Origin of the sequence: Pseudomonas saponiphila (assembly GCF_900105185.1) — a bacterium.
Lineage (GTDB): Bacteria > Pseudomonadota > Gammaproteobacteria > Pseudomonadales > Pseudomonadaceae > Aquipseudomonas > Aquipseudomonas saponiphila.
Window position 1 is genome coordinate 4,357,611 of record NZ_FNTJ01000001.1, and the last position, 16,979, is coordinate 4,374,589.

The following is a 16,979-nucleotide window of genomic DNA, read 5'->3' on the forward strand; positions in this document are numbered from 1 at the left end:
CCTATTGCTCCATTTCATCAGCGACCTTCATCGGAAGGTCGAAATTGTTGTCATGCAACTCCGCCAGTTCATGCACCAGGGCCAGCACCGGAAACAGGCCAGGCAACTCCAGTCCACGTTTGATATTGGCGTAGAAGCCCGCTAAGTCCTCAAAGGTTCCCGGATCCTTGTAGGCCATGACCTCTGCGTCGTCGAAACTCAGGCACAGACGCCCCTCGCTGGAAAATTCCAGGTTCACCTTCTTCAACTGCCGGCAAAGCCTGAGCAGAAAAGCCAGGGTGGTGGGGGTCGCAAACTTGGCACAGGCCAGGTCATCACCGGTGAAAATGAAGTTTCTGTTGAAGTCATCAGAGGTGGTCTCGAAGACTCTAGGTCTTGTACGCTTTTTCCTCGGCAGATCACTGCACACCATCACACCAGTGACCCAAGGAAAATCCACCACCAGACTGAAACGATCAAAGCTCTCGTAAACCCGTTCACTTTCGCCATCGGATTTGGATTTGTAGTGGGCGTTCACATAACGCAAGTGGTGAAAAACAAAGGGCAACTGATGCCGCGAGCCCTGGTAGGTTCCCCCGGCGGAGTCCACGATGCGACGGCTATCGTTACCGCGCTCATAGTCCTCGAACTCACCGCTCAGTTGGGTGAAACGCTCTTCGGCCGTTCCACCCGGATCCCAAAGGCCATTACTGAGGAATGAACATTTACGAGCGATTCTCTCAGGCAACTCATCGAAAGCGGCTTTACGACTCATCCAGATGATCAGACTGGCAACGCCGAAGCACGCCGCAATGAACCACATCACCACCACGCCTGCCATGGCCGGGATCGCTGAAACAATCGCCAGCATCACCAGCACTAGGGGCTGGGCATGATCGAACTTCAATCCACCCTTGAAGGATTGGAGCCTGCCGATGACCTGCAATAGGTCGTCGTTGGTCCTGGCCCGCGCCACCTCGGCGTCGCAAGTGGCCAACAACCGCACCAGCTCGGCATCATGCTTGAAAAACTGCATCACGCTTCCTTGATCAATTCGAGGGATTCAGGCGCCTGTGGAGCGACAGCAGGAGCAACATGACCGTCGTGCAGCCGGGCCAACTGCTCTATCAACCCCAACAGCGGATACAGCTTCGGCAACTCGATGCCCGCCTCGATCCGCTCACGAAAGACCGCCAGATCACTCAGCGGCCCCGGATCGGCATGGACCATGATGTCTTCATTGTTGAAGCTCAGGCAGAGCCGTCCCTGGCCAGAGAACTCCAGATTGGCCCCATGAAGCTGACGCGAAAGCTCTAGCAGCAGATCCAGCGTTGCAGGCGTGGCGAAGTGTTCACAAGAGGCTGGGTCATTGCCGCGCAGCACAAAGGCCTGATTGAAATCCTCGCGATCGGTCTTGAAGGGCTGTCCCGACAGCTGTATTTCCAAGGGGCTGGATCGAAGCGCAATCTCTCTCACCCAGGGAAAATCCACCACCAGACTGTAGCGCTGGTAGTTCGTGTAAACCGTCTTGAGATCCCCGCCGGCCCCGCGCTCGCAACTGGAGATCACATATCGCAACTGGTGATACTCGAATGCCAGCGAATGTCGCTCTCCTCGATACACCCCCTGGAGCGAGTCCAGGATACGGCGCCGCTCACGCTCGCTGCCCCGCCGATAATCGGTGAACTCATTGTCCAGTCTCTTCAGGCGCCAGTCGGCGCTACTGTCGAATTCGCTCAAGCCGTTGCCAAGCATCATGCACTTGCGGGCAATGCTCGCCGCCAGATCAGTCGATACCCCAGAGATACCTTTGCTGACCCGATAGCTGAAGAAGCACAGAGCCACAAACACCCAGAACATCCCGCCCATGCCATCCATCAACAACGCCGCCGCGAGCGAAGCAAAAGCCAGCACCAGAAGCGTTATTGACTGCACATGATCGAACTCCAGGCCGCCAGGGAATACCTCCAGCCGATCGAGCACCTCAAGCAGGTCCGCCCTGGACTGAGCATTGATGACTCGCCTCTGGCAATCGCTCAGCAGGCGCACCAGCGCCTGGTCACGCAAGAAGAACAACATCCATCTTCCTTGATCAATTGAACGCGCCGCCCATCAAGCGACGCTCAGGCTCAACACTCGTTCAAGCCATCTCGAAAACGAATGGCCAGGGCCTTGAGATTCTGCCGCCAGCTCTCCAATTCTTCCCGACTCAGTTCCGGCTCCGGCTCTTGCTCGTCCAGATTGACCGCCACAATCAGCGGCTGGGTCACGTCACCCTTGGGCTTGTGCGGCGCTCTCGGCGGTTGAAACAGTTCGTTGTAAGCGCACAAGAGTTGCGCCAGCCAGGTCTGTGGACTCTGCGCCAGCTCCAGCAGTTCAGCCAGTTCGGGAATGGCAATGCTTTGCAGCACTTCACGATTAAGGATCTGCTCGACCCGGGCAGCACCGGCCTGTGGCAGCCGGTAGAACCCGGCGATCTCGTGGCACAGCCCCAACAAAGCACCGTAGAGATGGAACAGCACCGACTCGCGCCCCGCCTGGAGCAGCGCCTGGGCATTCATCGCCCGCCCCTCTTCAACCCGGGCCAGGGCTTCGAGCGCCAGGCCGGCAAAGTAGATTTTCTGATTGGTACGGGTATAGAGCTCGTGGGCCATGTAGGCAGCCTCCACTACAAGAAGAGAACCGGATGCGGACGGTACAGTTTCAAGGAACACTCCCGCGCACCGCAAGGCAAAAGAAAGGCCGCATGACTCCCAACGGAATCATGCGGCCCTGTACGACACTGCATCGAGGGGCAAGCCCCTCGACACAAACTGCGCTTAGCGCTTGTCTTCGACCTTCCAGGTGCCACCGTCGTAGAACGCGCGCCAGCCGGTAGGCTTGCCATCAACCTCGGTCTGCACGTACTGCTCCTTGGTCTTGCGGCTATAGCGCACCACCGCAGGGCGTCCCTCGGGATCCTTCTTCGGTGCTTCGCAGAGGAAGTGGTACTTCGGATCAATTTCGTCCTTGTGCGGGATCAACTCCAGCACCAACGGCGCTCGGGTTTCACGGTTTTTCGGGAACTGGCTGGCAGCCAGGAACAACCCCGAAGCACCGTCGCGCAGGATGTAGGTGTCGTTGACCTTCTCGCATTTCAGCTCAGGCATCTTCACCGGATCCATCTTCGGCGGCGCCGCGTCACCGCTTTTCAGCAGCTTGCGGGTGTTCTTGCAAGTGGCGTTGGTGCAACCGAAGAACTTGCCGAAACGACCGGTCTTGAGCTGCATCTCGCTGCCGCACTTGTCGCATTCCAGGCTCGGGCCTTCATAGCCCTTGATCCGGTAGCTGCCCTCTTCGATCTCGTAGCCGGCGCAATCCGGGTTGTTGCCGCAGATGTGCAGCTTGCGCTTTTCATCCAGCAGGTAAGCGTCCATCGCCGTGCTGCAGATCGGGCAACGGTGCTTGCCGCGCAAAACCAGGGATTCCGATTCACCCTCGTCGTCGGCGGCAATCTCGTCACCCGGCACCAGGTTGACGGTGGCCTTGCAACGCTCCTTGGGCGGCAGGCTGTAGCCCGAGCAACCGAGGAACACACCGGTGGACGCGGTACGAATCTGCATCGGCCGGCCACAGGTCTGGCAGGGAATATCGGTCATTACCGGCTGGTTGGCGCGCATGCCGCTTTCGGCGCCCTCGGCCACTTCGAGTTTCTTCTTGAAGTCGCCGTAGAACTCGTCAAGGACGTTCTTCCAGTCGCGCTCGCCCTGGGCCACGTCATCGAGGTTCTCTTCCATGCCGGCGGTGAAGCCGTAGTCCATCAGGTTGGAGAAACTTTCAGAGAGACGCTCGGTGACGATGTCACCCATCTTTTCCGAATAGAACCGACGGTTGTGCAGGGTGACGTAGCCACGGTCCTGAATGGTCGAAATGATCGCCGCATAGGTCGAAGGACGACCGATGCCGCGTTTTTCCATTTCCTTCACCAGGCTGGCTTCGGAGTAACGCGCCGGCGGCTTGGTGAAGTGCTGGCTCGGATCGAGCTTGATCAGCTTCAGTACTTCGCCCTGGGCCATTTCCGGCAGTACATCGTCGTCGCCCGGCTTGGCCATTTGCGGCATCACACGGGTGTAACCGTCGAACTTGAGGATACGGCCCTTGGCACGCAGCTCGAAGTCGCCAGCGGCAACACTGACGGTGGTGGAGAGGTATTGCGCCGGCAACATCTGGCAGGCGACGAACTGGCGCCAGATCAGCTCGTAGAGCCGCTCGGCATCACGTTCCATGCCCGACAGCTTGCTCGGATGGGTGTTGACGTCGGACGGACGAATCGCTTCGTGCGCCTCCTGGGCCCCTTCCTTGCTGCTGTAGACGTTGGGCGAGGCCGGCAGGTACTTGTTGCCGAACTCGTCTTCGATATAGGTCCGCGCCATCGCCACGGCATCAGCCGAGAGGTTGGTGGAGTCGGTACGCATGTAGGTGATGTAGCCGGCTTCATACAGACGCTGGGCCATCATCATGGTCTTCTTCACCCCGAAGCCCAGGCGGTTGCTCGCGGCCTGCTGCAGGGTGGAAGTGATGAACGGCGCCGACGGCTTGCTGCTGGTGGGCTTGTCTTCACGCTTGGCGACGCTGTAGGCCGAGGCCTTGAGCTTCTCCAGAGCAGCCATGGCCTGGGTTTCGTTGAGCGGCTTGAAGGCTTCACCGTTCTCGCGAGCCACCTCAAAGCGCACCTTCGAGCCCTTGGCGGTGCCCAGGTCGGCGTGAACTTCCCAGTACTCTTCCGGAATGAAGGCGCGAATCTCACGCTCGCGCTCCACCACCAGCTTCACGGCTACCGACTGCACACGACCGGCGGACAGGCCTCGGGCAATCTTCGCCCACAGCAGCGGCGAGACCATGTAGCCCACCACACGGTCAAGAAAGCGACGGGCCTGCTGAGCGTTGACCCGATGAATGTCCAGCTCGCCCGGCTGGGAGAAGGCTTCCTGGATGGCCTTCTTGGTGATTTCGTTGAACACCACGCGCTTGTAGCGGCTGTCATCACCGCCGATGGCTTCCCGCAGGTGCCAGGCGATGGCTTCCCCTTCGCGGTCCAAGTCCGTTGCGAGATAGATGGTGTCGGCATCCTTGGCAAGGCGGCGCAGCTCTTCGATGACCTTTTCCTTGCCAGGAAGGATTTCGTACTTGGCTTTCCAGCCGTGCTCGGGGTCCACGCCCATGCGCGACACCAGCTGCTTGCGCGCTTTTTCCTTCGGCGACAGGGCCGGGGCTTCGCCCGCAGCGGCCTTGCCACGCTTGGCGGCAGGTTCCTTGGCGGCACTGGCCGAACCGCTGGTGGGCAGGTCTCGGATATGGCCGATACTCGACTTCACCACGTATTGGTTGCCCAAGTACTTGTTGATGGTCTTGGCCTTAGCCGGGGATTCCACAATGACCAGCGATTTGCCCATGGATCGGAAAATTCCTGAATTCGAGAAGAGAAAGGCGGTTGGCGCCTGACGCGGCCCCGCTATATATAGTGGCAACAAGGTGAGGTCAAGCGCAGGGTGCTGCGCGACCGGCACTTATGCCGGTGAAAAAAGACTGGGTTCGGCCTGCACCAAAGCAAAGCGTGGGACCTGCTCGCCGTCAACTTCGACCGACTCCAGGAACATGCTCAAGGGTCGCACCCAAAAACCGTAATCCCCATACAGGGCTTGATAGAACACCACTTCTTCTTCCGTTTCCGAGTGCCGCGCCACGCTGAAAACGCGATACTGCGGCCCCTTGTAATGCTGATAGAGCCCGGGTTGTAACTGCATGCTCTGGCCCTCGTGCAATTCTTTGCAAAATAAAAACAAATAAACCCGCAGAAAAACAAAAACCGGGGCACAGGGCCCCGGCTTCCATCCACCCAACGCTTAAACGCGTTCGAAGACGGTCGAGATGCCCTGGCCAAGGCCGATGCACATGGTGGACACACCGAAGGTGCCGCCATTCTGCTTCATGACGTTGAGCAGGGTCCCGGAGATACGCGCGCCGGAGCAACCGAACGGATGACCCAGGGCGATCGCGCCGCCGTGCAGGTTAACCTTCTCGTTCATCTTGTCGAGCACTTTCAGATCTTTCAGCACTGGCAGGGCCTGTGCGGCGAAAGCTTCGTTGAGCTCGAAGAAGTCGATGTCGTTAATGCCCAGGCCAGCGCGCTTCAGGGCTTTCTGCGTGGCCGGTACTGGACCATAGCCCATGATCGCCGGATCCACACCCGCCACGGCCATGGAACGGATCACCGCCATCGGCTGAATGCCCAGGTCCTGGGCCCGCTGGGCCGACATCACGATCATGCACGAGGCACCGTCGGTGATCTGCGACGAAGTACCGGCCGTCACGGTGCCGCCCTTGGGGTTGAACGCCGGCTTCAAGGCCGCCAGGCTTTCCAGGGTGGTTTCGGGACGAATGGTTTCGTCGTAGTCGAACAGTTTCAGGAAACCGTTCTCGTCATAGCCCTGCATCGGGATGATTTCATCCTTGAACTTGCCTTCCACGGTCGCCTTGTGGGCGAGCTGATGGGAACGCAAGCCAAAGGCGTCCTGCTGTTCGCGGGTGATGCCATGCATCTTGCCCAGCATTTCGGCAGTCAGGCCCATCATGCCCGAGGCTTTCGCCGCGTACAGGGACATGTGCGGGTTCGGATCGACACCGTGCATCATGCTCACGTGACCCATGTGCTCGACGCCGCCCACAACGAATACGTCACCGTTGCCGGTCATGATCGCCTGCGCTGCGGTGTGCAGCGCACTCATGGACGAACCGCACAGACGGCTGACGGTCTGGCCGGCCGAAGTGTGGGGGATCTGGGTCATCAGCGACGCCATGCGCGCGATGTTCCAACCTTGTTCCAGGGTCTGGTTGACGCAGCCCCAGATCACGTCCTCGACTTCCGCCGGGTCGACCTTGGTGTTGCGCTCCAGCAGTTTGCTGATCAGGTGCGCCGACATGTCTTCGGCGCGGGTGTTGCGGTGCATGCCGCCCTTGGAGCGGCCCATCGGAGTACGACCGAAGTCGACAATCACGACGTCTCTAGGATTCAAGCTCATATGTTCACTCTCGCTCTAGTGTGGGCGCTTAACCGAAGAAGCTCTGGCCGTTCTTGGCCATTTCACGCAGCTTCGCGGTGGGGTGGTACAGCGCGCCCAGATCGGCGTACTGGTCGGCCAGGGCAACGAACTCGGCAACACCGATGGAATCGATGTAGCGCAGCGCACCGCCACGGAATGGAGGGAAACCAATACCGTAGACCAGGCCCATGTCAGCTTCGGCAGCGGTTTCGACGATGCCGTCTTCCAGGCAACGAACGGTTTCCAGGCACAGCGGGACCATCATCCAGTTGATGATGTCTTCGTCGGTGACTTCACGCTGCTCGTAGACGATCGGCTTGAGCACTTCCAGCACCGATGGATCGGCGACCTTCTTCTGCTTGCCCTTCTTGTCGGTTTCGTAGGCGTAGAAGCCCTTGCCGTTCTTCTGGCCCAGGCGCTTGGCTTCGTAAAGCACGTCCACCGCCGAACGACGGTCGTCCTTCATACGATCCGGGAAACCTTCGGCCATGACGTCACGACCGTGGTGGCCGGTGTCGATGCCGACCACGTCCATCAGGTACGCCGGGCCCATTGGCCAGCCGAACTTTTCCATGATCTTGTCGATGCGCACGAAATCCACACCGGCACTGACCAGCTTGGCGAAGCCGCCGAAATACGGGAACAGCACGCGGTTGACCAAGAAGCCCGGGCAGTCGTTGACCACGATCGGGTTCTTGCCCATTTTCTTGGCGTAGGCAACGGTGGTGGCAACGGCCAGCTCGCTGGACTTCTCGCCACGGATCACTTCCACCAGCGGCATCATGTGTACCGGGTTGAAGAAGTGCATGCCGACGAAGTTTTCCGGACGCTTGAGGGCCTTGGCCAGCAGGCTGATGGAGATGGTCGAAGTGTTGGACGCCAAGATGGTGTCTTCCTTGACCTGAGCTTCCACTTCGGCCAGCACGATCTGCTTGACCTTGGGGTTCTCGACCACGGCTTCGACCACCAGGTCGACGTTGCCGAAATCACCGTAGGACAGGGTCGGACGAATGCCGTTGAGCACTTCAGCCATCTTCGCGGCGGTCATGCGACCTTTATCAACGCGGCCTACCAGCAGTTTCGCGGCTTCCGCCAGCCCCTGCTCGATACCGTGCTCGTTGATGTCCTTCATCAGGATCGGCGTGCCTTTGGACGCCGATTGGTAGGCGATACCGCCACCCATGATGCCGGCGCCGAGTACGGCGGCCTGCTTCACGTCCTTGGCGATCTCGTCGTAGGCCTTGGCCTTTCTCTTCAGTTCCTGATCGTTCAGGAACAAGCCGATCAGGCTTTGTGCGGCCGAAGTCTTGGCCAGCTTGACGAAACCGGCAGCTTCCACTTCCAGGGCTTTGTCGCGACCGAAGTTGGCCGCTTTCTGGATGGTCTTGATCGCTTCGACCGGTGCCGGGTAGTTCGGGCCGGCCTGGCCAGCCACGAAACCCTTGGCGGTTTCGAACGCCATCATCTGCTCAATGGCGTTGAGCTTGAGTTTTTCCAGCTTCGGCTGACGCTTGGCCTTGTAGTCGAACTCGCCGGAAATGGCGCGCTTGACCAGGGCCAGAGCGGCATCCTTGAGTTTCTCGGGGGCAACCACAGCGTCAACGGCACCGACTTTCAGCGCGTCTTCGGCACGGTTTTCCTTGCCGGCGGCGATCCACTCGATGGCGTTGTCGGCACCGATCAGGCGCGGCAGGCGCACAGTGCCGCCGAAGCCCGGGTAGATGCCCAGCTTGACTTCCGGCAGGCCGATCTTGGCGCTGGCGGCCATGACGCGGTAATCCGCTGCCAGGCACATTTCCAGGCCACCGCCCAGGGCGATGCCATTGATCGCGGCAACGGTTGGCACGTTGAGGTCTTCGAAATCGCTGAAGATCTTGTTGGCTTCGAGGTTGCCAGCCACCAGCTCGGCATCCGGCAGCTTGAAGTTATCGACAAACTCGGTGATGTCGGCGCCGACGATGAACACGTCCTTGCCACTGCTGACGATCACGCCTTTGATCGAAGCATCTGCCTTGATGGTGTCAACAGCCTGACGCAGTTCGTTCAGGGTTAGACGGTTGAACTTGTTGACGGACTCACCCTTGAGGTCGAAATTCAATTCGACGATGCCACTTTCAAGAGCCTTAACCGTGATGGCTTTACCTTCGTAAATCATCAACTGATCTCCACGATATGGAAGCTGAACAGTACACGTCGGACGCTGACTTCTGGCTTGGCACTAACGTCACCGTCGATGCTAACGCCATTCCGCCAGGCACACCCGCCAACGCGATAGTCGGGATTCTGTACAGAGCTGCCTGCGATGCAAACGCTCATTTCATACGCCCGTTTGATTTGGGTACGCCACATTCAGGGAAAATCCGACAATTGTCAATCGTACAAAACACTGTTTGAAACGCGACTTTGCGGTCACTTCATCGTTCCCCGGACCTTCAACACGGCCCCGCATTCAAGGCCATTCATAGGATCAATATTTAGAAAAATCTCCCTAAATCCCCCGGCCTCCAGGAGCAAGTGCGACTAAGCTGGGGATATATCTGAAGAAATGACCAGAAAACATTTATCGAATAAAGCCACTGCCCAGACAGCAAAAAGCCACCCGAAGGTGGCTCCAACTCGATTACCGGCCTGCCTGGCCATCCCGCCCGATGTTGAGTCGGGCTTTTTATTGCCCGGCGCCCAGCACTGGACGCGCTCCTCGAAGGCCTCAGGCCAAGGCCTTGAGCACCGAGGCGATGCTCTCCAGCACACTGACCTCGCCACGCTCGTTCCAGTACAGGGCAATCAGTTGCTTGTCCGCTTCAACCTTGAACACTCCGGATGGCAACGCTTGCAGGTGCTGGAGCAACAACTCGTCGACACAAGGCTCACGCCATTGATTGACCCAGCAACCGGGGGCTGTCTGCCAGTAACTCCAGCAGGCCGATTGCGCGCTGCGCCGCGGGCGGTGGTACTGCGGGCACGGATTGGGGGGCTCCTGCCCCAGCCAGTGCGGCCACTCCTGAGGCGCCAGCTGCATGGCCAGGCCCATACGCCGCGCCTCCATGCGCAAGGCGATCAGGCCGCTCTGGCGACGCGAGGGACGCAACCACGCCAGCGGACTCAGAACCACCGCAAGGATTGACACCACTATCCAGACCGTCATATCAGTACTCTCGATTTTTTGATGAGCGGGGCCTGGGCGAAACCAACCCGCTTGAAAGCAGCCATACTTGAAGCTATTGCAATCCTCAGGAGGAGCACCTCATGTCCTACCACCATATTCTGGTCGCCGTAGATCTAACCGAAGAGTGCGATCCTGTTATCCACCGCGCTCGCGAGCTGTCGGTGAGCAGTGGTGCCAAGCTGTCCCTGGTGCATATCGTCGAACCCATGGCCATGGCCTTCGGCGGCGATGTGCCCATGGACCTCTCGCAGCTGCAGCAGCAACAGTTCGACCAGGCCAGGGAGCGCCTGGACCGGCTGATCCACAAGTACCCGGAGCTGACCAAGGAATACAGCCACCTGACTTATGGACAGCCGCGCCAGGAGATTCACCATCTGGCCAAGGAACAGGCATGCGACCTGATCGTGGTCGGCAGCCATGGCCGCCACGGCCTGGCGCTGTTACTGGGTTCCACCGCCAATGACGTTCTCCACGGCGCGCCTTGTGACGTGCTGGCAGTGCACCTGGCCAAGCGCTGAACACCACCGCCGACACGCCTGCAGCCTCGACAAAAAGCCCGACTCTGAAGTCGGGCTTTTTTGTTACTCAGCGGTCATTCAGGCATCCAGCTCGGCCCAGCGCTCGACCATCTGCTCCAGCTCGGCATTCAACTGCTCCAACCGGGCGATGACCGCAGCGGTTTCCGCCACCGGGCGCTGATAGAAACCGGCATCGGCCATTTCCGCCTCGACCCCGGCAATCTGCTGCTCCATCGCTTCGATCTGCCCCGGCAACGCCTCAAGCTCGCGCTGCAGCTTGTAGCTGAGCTTCTTCTTCGCCGCCGGAGCCTCCTGAGCAGGGGCCGGCGCCGCGGCTTGCACCGGCGCAACCACGGCAGAATTCAGCTCGGCCTTGCCGGACTTGTTCTCGGTCACGCCCAGCAACCGTGGCGAACCGCCCTGACGCAGCCAATCCTGATAACCGCCCACGTACTCGCGAACCTTGCCTTCGCCTTCAAAGACCAGGGTGCTGGTCACCACGTTATCGAGGAATGCCCGGTCGTGGCTGACCATCAGCACCGTGCCCTGGAAGGTCAGCAGCACTTCCTCCAGCAGTTCGAGGGTTTCCACATCCAGGTCGTTGGTCGGTTCGTCGAGCACCAGCAGGTTGGCCGGCTTGCTGAACAACTTGGCCAGCAACAGGCGGGCACGCTCACCACCGGACAGGGCCTTGACTGGCGTACGAGCACGTTGCGGACTGAACAGGAAATCACCGAGATAGCTCAGCACGTGACGGCTCTGGCCATCGATCTCGATGAAGTCGCGACCTTCGGCAACGTTGTCGATCACGGTCTTTTCCAGGTCCAACTGGTGGCGCAACTGGTCGAAGTAGGCCACGTCGATCCGCGTCCCCTCTTCCACCTTGCCGCTGCTGGGCACCAGGCCACCAAGCATCAGCTTGAGCAAGGTGGTCTTGCCGGTGCCGTTGGCGCCCAGAAGACCGATTCGGTCGCCGCGCTGCAGGACCATGGAGAAGTCCTTGACCAGGAACGGACCATCCGGGTGAGCGAAGCTGACGTTCTCCAGCACCATCACCTGCTTACCGGATTTGTCTGCGGTTTCCAGCTGGATATTGGCCTTGCCGGTACGCTCGCGGCGCTCACTGCGCTCCACGCGCAGCGCCTTGAGCGCACGCACGCGGCCTTCGTTACGGGTACGCCGGGCCTTGATGCCCTGGCGAATCCACACTTCTTCCTGGGCCAGACGCTTGTCGAACAGCGCGTTGGCGGTTTCTTCCGCCGCCAGCATGGCTTCCTTGTGCACCAGGAAGCTGGCGTAGTCGCCGTTCCAGTCGATCAGGCCGCCACGATCCAGTTCGAGGATGCGGGTGGCCAGGTTCTGCAGGAAGGAACGGTCGTGGGTAATAAAGAGGACGGCGCCCTGGAAATCCTTCAGCGCCTCTTCCAGCCAGGCAATGGCGCCGATGTCCAGGTGGTTGGTCGGCTCGTCGAGCAGCAGCAGGTCCGGCTCGGACACCAGGGCCTGGGCCAGCAGCACGCGACGACGCCAGCCACCGGACAACTCGGCGAGGGTCTTGTCGGCCGGCAACTGCAAACGGCTCAGGGTGCTATCCACCAATTGCTGCAGGCGCCAGCCGTCACGGGCTTCGAGGTCGTGCTGGACGTGCATCAGTTTTTCCAGATCAGCGTCGGTGACGATGTTCTGGCTCAGGTGGTGGTACTGGGCCAGCAGCTCGCCGACACCGTCCAGGCCCTGGGCAACCACGTCGAATACGGTCCGCTCGTCGGCCACCGGCAATTCCTGGGGCAACTCGCCGATCTTCAGACCGGGTGTGCGCCATACGGAGCCGTCGTCGGGCTTCTGATCGCCCTTGACCAGCTTCATCATGCTGGATTTGCCAGTACCGTTACGGCCGATGATGCACACCCGCTCACCACGGGCGATCTGCCAGGACACCTTGTCCAACAACGGCATGGCGCCGAAAGCAAGGGACACATCGCTGAATTTGAGCAGGGTCATGTTCTTCTCCAAAAACCGGGCGCGCATTCTACCTGACTTGAGCCCGCATAAGGCCGGCTATTTCGCCGCCGGCCACCGCCGAGACACTTTTGTTGCCAACTGATGCCGAGGGTTCGGCAAAGCTTTCACCGGTTGCTGGCAAAAGGCTAAGCTAGTGAGCAATCAGTGTTGGCCTTGTCGGCACTTGTCATGATTTCTCTGCCCGGATGTCTCATGCGCAGTCGCCTTTTCAGTGTTTTATCTTGCCTGCTTCTCACCGCCGCAGCCGTCCAATCCGCCCAGGCGGCAGACCTGACTCTACAACGCCAGTATTACGATGAAGCCAAGCGCGCCCTGGCCAAGGGTGATTCCGGCCCCTACTTCCGTTACGCCGATGCGCTGCGCGACTACCCGCTGGAACCCTACCTGGCCTATGACGAGCTGACCGCCCGGCTGAAATCCGCCAGCAACGCCGAGATCGAGAAGTTCCTCGCCGAACATGGCGACCTGCCCCAGGCCAACTGGATGAAACTGCGCTGGTTGCGCTGGCTGGCCGAACGCGGCGATTGGGCGACCTTCACCAAGTACTACGACCCTAAACTGAATTTCACCGAGCTGGACTGCCTCAACGGCCAGTACCAGCTGGGCCACAATCTCAAGGCAGAAGGCTACGCCGCCACCGAAAAGCTCTGGCTGACCGGCAAATCCCAACCGGCCGCTTGTGACGCCTTGTTCGCGCAATGGGCCGCCGAAGGCCAACTGACCGAACAAAAACGCTGGCAACGGGCCAAACTGGCCGCCGAGGCGCGCAACTATCCACTGGCCAACAGCCTGGTGAAAAGCATGACCACACTTGCGCCTCAGGGTCGCCTGCTGGTCGATGTGGCGCAAAAACCCGAACTGCTGAGCCAGCCCTCGCGCTTCCAGCCGACCGATGAGGCCATGTCCGATGTGGTCGGCCTAGGCCTGCGCCGGCTGGCACGCCAGGACCCGGACAAGGCCATGGCCCTGCTGGACGGCTATGCCAGCAGCATGCACTTCTCCCGTGACGAAAAAGTGGCGATTGCCCGTGAAATCGGCCTGACCCTGGCCCGGCGCTTCGACAGCCGCGCCCTGGACGTGATGACCAAGTACGACCCGGAGCTGCGCGACAACACCGTGTCCGAATGGCGCCTGCGCCTGCTGTTGCGCCTGGCACGCTGGGAGGATGCCTATCAGTTGACCCGCAAGCTGCCTCAGGACCTGGCCACCACCAACCGCTGGCGCTACTGGCAGGCTCGCAGCCTGGAACTGGCCCAACCGCAAAACCCTCAGGCCCAGGTGCTGTTCAAGGGGCTGGCCCGGGAGCGGGACTTCTATGGCTTCCTTGCCGCCGATCACGCCAAGGCTCCCTATCAGTTGAACAACCAACCGCTGATGCTGAGCCAGGCGATCATCAACAAAGTCCGCAATACCCCGGGCGTGCGCCGCGCCCTGGAGTTTCATGCCCGAGGCCAGATCGTCGACGGACGCCGCGAGTGGTACCACGTCAGTCGGCACTTCAACCGCGACGAGATGGTGGCCCAGGCCAGACTAGCCTACGACCTGAAATGGTACTTCCCGGCCATCCGCACCATCAGCCAGGCCCAATACTGGGATGACCTGGACATCCGTTTCCCAATGGCCCACCGCGACACCCTGGTGCGCGAAGCCAAGGTCCGCGGCCTGCATTCCAGCTGGGTGTTCGCCATCACCCGCCAGGAAAGCGCCTTCATGGACGACGCCCGCTCCCACGTCGGCGCCAGCGGCCTGATGCAACTGATGCCCGGCACCGCCAAGGAAACCGCGCGCAAGTTCAGCATCCCCCTGGCCTCGCCCCAGCAGGTGCTCGACCCGGACAAGAACATCCAACTGGGCGCCGCCTACCTGAGCCAGGTGCACAGCCAGTTCAACGGCAACCGGGTGCTGGCCTCGGCGGCCTACAACGCCGGTCCCGGGCGGGTACGCCAATGGCTCAAGGGCGCCGATCACCTGAGTTTCGATGTGTGGGTGGAAAGCATCCCCTTCGACGAAACCCGCCAGTACGTCCAGAACGTGCTGTCGTACTCGGTGATCTATGGCCAGAAGCTCAACTCACCGCAGCCGCTGGTGGACTGGCATGAGCGCTACTTCGACGACCAGTGAAACCCGGCACTCCACAAGCCCGCAGCGATGCGGGCTTTTTATTGGGCCCTCACCTACCGCAGCAGCTGGCTTGCCAGCGACGAAGCCTTCGCGCTCGGCGCCAGGCTGATGGGCACTTTCGCCGGCAAGCCGGCTCCTACACAGAGACCGGCGGGCCATCGCTGAATTGCAGGGCCGCCAGTCGCGCATACAGCGGACTGTTGGCGATCAGTTGCTGATGAGTCCCCACCGCCACCAGCTTGCCCTGTTCCATCACTGCAATGCGGTCGGCATTCTTCACCGTGGCCAGGCGATGGGCGATCACCAGAGTGGTGCGGTCCTTCATCAGGCTGGGCAAAGCCTGCTGGATCAGATGCTCGCTCTGCGCATCCAGGGCGCTGGTGGCCTCATCCAGCAACAGGATCGGCGCGTCCACCAACAGCGCCCGGGCTATGGCCAGGCGTTGCCGCTGGCCGCCGGAGAGCCCCATGCCGCCATCTCCCAGATGGGTTCGGTAACCATCGGGCATCTGCTCGATGAACTCGTGGGCATAGGCGATCCTCGCCGCCTCCTGAACCTCAGCCAGGGTCGCGCCAGGCATGCCGTAGCGGATGTTCTCTTCGATGCTGCCGTAGAACAGCGCCGGGTTCTGCGACACCAGGGCAAAACAGCGGCGCAGATCCTGCGGGTCGAGCTGGGTCAGGGGGACGCCGTCCAGCAGTATCCGCCCCCGCTGTGGATCGTAGAAACGCAGCAACAGGTCATAGAGCGTGGATTTGCCCGCTCCCGAAGGTCCTACCAGTGCCAGGGTTTCCCCGGCGCGCACCGTCAGCGTCAAACCGTCGACAGCATAGCGATCAGGCCGCGACGGGTAGGCGAACCCCAGGTCCTCCAGTTGCAGATCACCGCGCACCTGCGCCGGCAGGCTCACCAGTCCGCTGTCGGGCGGCTGGATGCTGCTGTCCGCGCGCAGCAATTCGGCAATGCGTTCCGCCGCCCCCGCGGCCCGCTGCAACTCGCCAATCACTTCACTCAAGGTGCCGAAGGCACTGCCGACGATCAGGCTGTAGAAGACGAACGCCGCCAGTTCACCGCCGGAAATGCGCCCGGCAATGACATCCATGCCACCGACCCAGAGCATCACTCCCACCGCCCCCAGGACCAGGACAATCACCAGGGTAATCAGCCAGGCGCGCTGGACGATGCGCTTGCGCGCCGTATCGAAGGCCTCCTCCACCGTCACGGCGAAACGCTGTTCGTCCTGGATCTGGTGGTTATAGGCCTGGACCGTCTTGATCTGGCCCAGGGTTTCCGAGACGTAGCTGCCAACATCGGCGATCCGGTCCTGGCTCAGGCGCGACAGACTGCGGACCCGGCGACCGAAAATCAGAATCGGCGCCAGCACCAGCGGCAAGGCCACCACCACGATACTGGTGAGCTTGGGGTTGGTGACAAACAGCAAGACAATGCCCCCCAGCACCATCAGCGCATTGCGCAGGAACAACGACAGCGAGGAGCCGATCACCGACTGCAGCAAGGTGGTGTCAGCCGTCAGTCGCGACTGGATCTCCGAGCTGCGATTGTTCTCGTAAAACCCGGGGTGCAGGTAGATCAGGTGATTGAACACCTGGCGCCGGATGTCCGCCACACAGCGCTCGCCGATCCACGACACCAGGTAGAAACGCACAAAGGTGCCTACCGCCAGGGCCAGGACCAGCAGCAGGAACAAGCCAATGGATTGATTCAGCAAATGCGGCGACTGGGTCATGAAGCCCTGGTCCACCAGCAGACGGATGCCCTGCCCCATGGACAGGGTGATGCCGGCAGTGACAATCAAGGCCAGCAAGGCGCCCAGCGCCTGCCAACGGTAGGGAGCGATAAAGCGGCTGGCCAGATGCAGCGCCCGGCGGTGACGAGAAGAGAGCATGCAGTTCATCCATTGACGCACCGGCGACTGATCCGCTGCAGCGGCGGCAACGAGATGAATTCGCAGGAACTTTGCTAAATCACAATGAGTCAGGTTGATTATGACCGCTGACACTAGAGCCTAGAGATTATCGGTCTAATCTGTGGCTGGCACTCCCTGGGCATTTCTGGTGGAGTGAAGTGGCCGGG

General features: G+C 60.6%; 12 protein-coding genes. 2 read left to right on the forward strand and 10 right to left on the reverse strand.

Translation table 11 applies throughout. The annotated features are described in order from the left end of the window. Position 1 precedes the first annotated feature (1 nt). From BLV47_RS20495 to BLV47_RS20535, 8 genes are all read right to left on the reverse strand, one after another. Positions 2-1,015, reverse strand: a complete 1,014-nt coding sequence (locus BLV47_RS20495) for a hypothetical protein (protein ID WP_092316574.1) — start codon at positions 1,013-1,015, stop codon at positions 2-4. Next, complete coding sequence (locus BLV47_RS20500) at positions 1,015-2,058, reverse strand: hypothetical protein (RefSeq protein ID WP_092316576.1); 1,044 nt, start codon at positions 2,056-2,058, stop codon at positions 1,015-1,017. The genes BLV47_RS20495 and BLV47_RS20500 overlap by 1 nt, the downstream gene beginning before the upstream one ends. 50 nt (positions 2,059-2,108) lie before the next feature. Continuing rightward, positions 2,109-2,633, reverse strand: a complete 525-nt coding sequence (locus BLV47_RS20505; protein WP_092316578.1) for a DUF6586 family protein — start codon at positions 2,631-2,633, stop codon at positions 2,109-2,111. 165 nt (positions 2,634-2,798) lie between these two features. Continuing rightward, complete coding sequence (gene topA, locus BLV47_RS20510; protein WP_092316580.1) at positions 2,799-5,411, reverse strand: type I DNA topoisomerase; 2,613 nt, start codon at positions 5,409-5,411, stop codon at positions 2,799-2,801. A 114-nt stretch (positions 5,412-5,525) separates the two neighbouring features. Beyond that, positions 5,526-5,762, reverse strand: a complete 237-nt coding sequence (locus tag BLV47_RS20515; protein ID WP_019093731.1) for a DUF1653 domain-containing protein — start codon at positions 5,760-5,762, stop codon at positions 5,526-5,528. A 99-nt stretch (positions 5,763-5,861) separates the two neighbouring features. Beyond that, positions 5,862-7,037 carry an acetyl-CoA C-acyltransferase FadA gene (gene fadA, locus BLV47_RS20520; RefSeq protein WP_016964860.1) on the reverse strand — a complete coding sequence of 392 codons (1,176 nt, stop codon included), beginning with the start codon at positions 7,035-7,037 and terminating at the stop codon, positions 5,862-5,864. A gap of 28 nt (positions 7,038-7,065) precedes the next feature. After that, positions 7,066-9,213, reverse strand: a complete 2,148-nt coding sequence (gene fadB, locus BLV47_RS20525) for a fatty acid oxidation complex subunit alpha FadB (RefSeq protein WP_092316582.1) — start codon at positions 9,211-9,213, stop codon at positions 7,066-7,068. A 552-nt stretch (positions 9,214-9,765) separates the two neighbouring features. After that, entirely contained in the window at positions 9,766-10,203 is a 438-nt protein-coding gene (locus BLV47_RS20535) for a hypothetical protein (protein ID WP_092316586.1), read from the reverse strand. Positions 10,204-10,304: 101 nt separating this feature from the next. On the opposite strand from BLV47_RS20535, the gene BLV47_RS20540 reads away from it, so the two are divergent. Continuing rightward, on the forward strand, positions 10,305-10,742 hold the full coding sequence (locus tag BLV47_RS20540) for a universal stress protein (RefSeq protein WP_092316588.1): 438 nt from the start codon (positions 10,305-10,307) through the stop codon (positions 10,740-10,742). A 78-nt stretch (positions 10,743-10,820) separates the two neighbouring features. Here the strand turns inward: BLV47_RS20540 and BLV47_RS20545 are convergent, their stop codons facing one another. Then, positions 10,821-12,743, reverse strand: a complete 1,923-nt coding sequence (locus tag BLV47_RS20545; RefSeq protein WP_092316590.1) for an ATP-binding cassette domain-containing protein — start codon at positions 12,741-12,743, stop codon at positions 10,821-10,823. A gap of 213 nt (positions 12,744-12,956) precedes the next feature. Here BLV47_RS20545 and BLV47_RS20550 point away from each other — a divergent pair, with 213 nt between their 5' ends. Next, positions 12,957-14,885 (forward strand): transglycosylase SLT domain-containing protein, encoded by a 1,929-nt coding sequence (locus BLV47_RS20550; protein WP_092316592.1) that lies wholly within the window; start codon positions 12,957-12,959, stop codon positions 14,883-14,885. Positions 14,886-15,021: 136 nt separating this feature from the next. On the opposite strand, the gene BLV47_RS20555 is transcribed toward BLV47_RS20550, so the two are convergent. Next, positions 15,022-16,800 carry an ABC transporter transmembrane domain-containing protein gene (locus BLV47_RS20555; RefSeq protein ID WP_167365676.1) on the reverse strand — a complete coding sequence of 593 codons (1,779 nt, stop codon included), beginning with the start codon at positions 16,798-16,800 and terminating at the stop codon, positions 15,022-15,024. Positions 16,801-16,979 lie beyond the last annotated feature (179 nt).

What these genes read in the sequence shown, in the direction of transcription:
- BLV47_RS20495 (WP_092316574.1), bottom strand. Translation starts at nt 1,015, where the DNA reads ATGCAGTTTTTCAAGCATGATGCCGAGCTGGTGCGGTTGTTGGCCACT.
- BLV47_RS20500 (WP_092316576.1), bottom strand. Translation starts at nt 2,058, where the DNA reads ATGTTGTTCTTCTTGCGTGACCAGGCGCTGGTGCGCCTGCTGAGCGAT.
- BLV47_RS20505 (WP_092316578.1), bottom strand. Translation starts at nt 2,633, where the DNA reads ATGGCCCACGAGCTCTATACCCGTACCAATCAGAAAATCTACTTTGCC.
- topA (WP_092316580.1), bottom strand. Translation starts at nt 5,411, where the DNA reads ATGGGCAAATCGCTGGTCATTGTGGAATCCCCGGCTAAGGCCAAGACC.
- BLV47_RS20515 (WP_019093731.1), bottom strand. Translation starts at nt 5,762, where the DNA reads ATGCAGTTACAACCCGGGCTCTATCAGCATTACAAGGGGCCGCAGTAT.
- fadA (WP_016964860.1), bottom strand. Translation starts at nt 7,037, where the DNA reads ATGAGCTTGAATCCTAGAGACGTCGTGATTGTCGACTTCGGTCGTACT.
- fadB (WP_092316582.1), bottom strand. Translation starts at nt 9,213, where the DNA reads ATGATTTACGAAGGTAAAGCCATCACGGTTAAGGCTCTTGAAAGTGGC.
- BLV47_RS20535 (WP_092316586.1), bottom strand. Translation starts at nt 10,203, where the DNA reads ATGACGGTCTGGATAGTGGTGTCAATCCTTGCGGTGGTTCTGAGTCCG.
- BLV47_RS20540 (WP_092316588.1), top strand. Translation starts at nt 10,305, where the DNA reads ATGTCCTACCACCATATTCTGGTCGCCGTAGATCTAACCGAAGAGTGC.
- BLV47_RS20545 (WP_092316590.1), bottom strand. Translation starts at nt 12,743, where the DNA reads ATGACCCTGCTCAAATTCAGCGATGTGTCCCTTGCTTTCGGCGCCATG.
- BLV47_RS20550 (WP_092316592.1), top strand. Translation starts at nt 12,957, where the DNA reads ATGCGCAGTCGCCTTTTCAGTGTTTTATCTTGCCTGCTTCTCACCGCC.
- BLV47_RS20555 (WP_167365676.1), bottom strand. Translation starts at nt 16,800, where the DNA reads ATGAACTGCATGCTCTCTTCTCGTCACCGCCGGGCGCTGCATCTGGCC.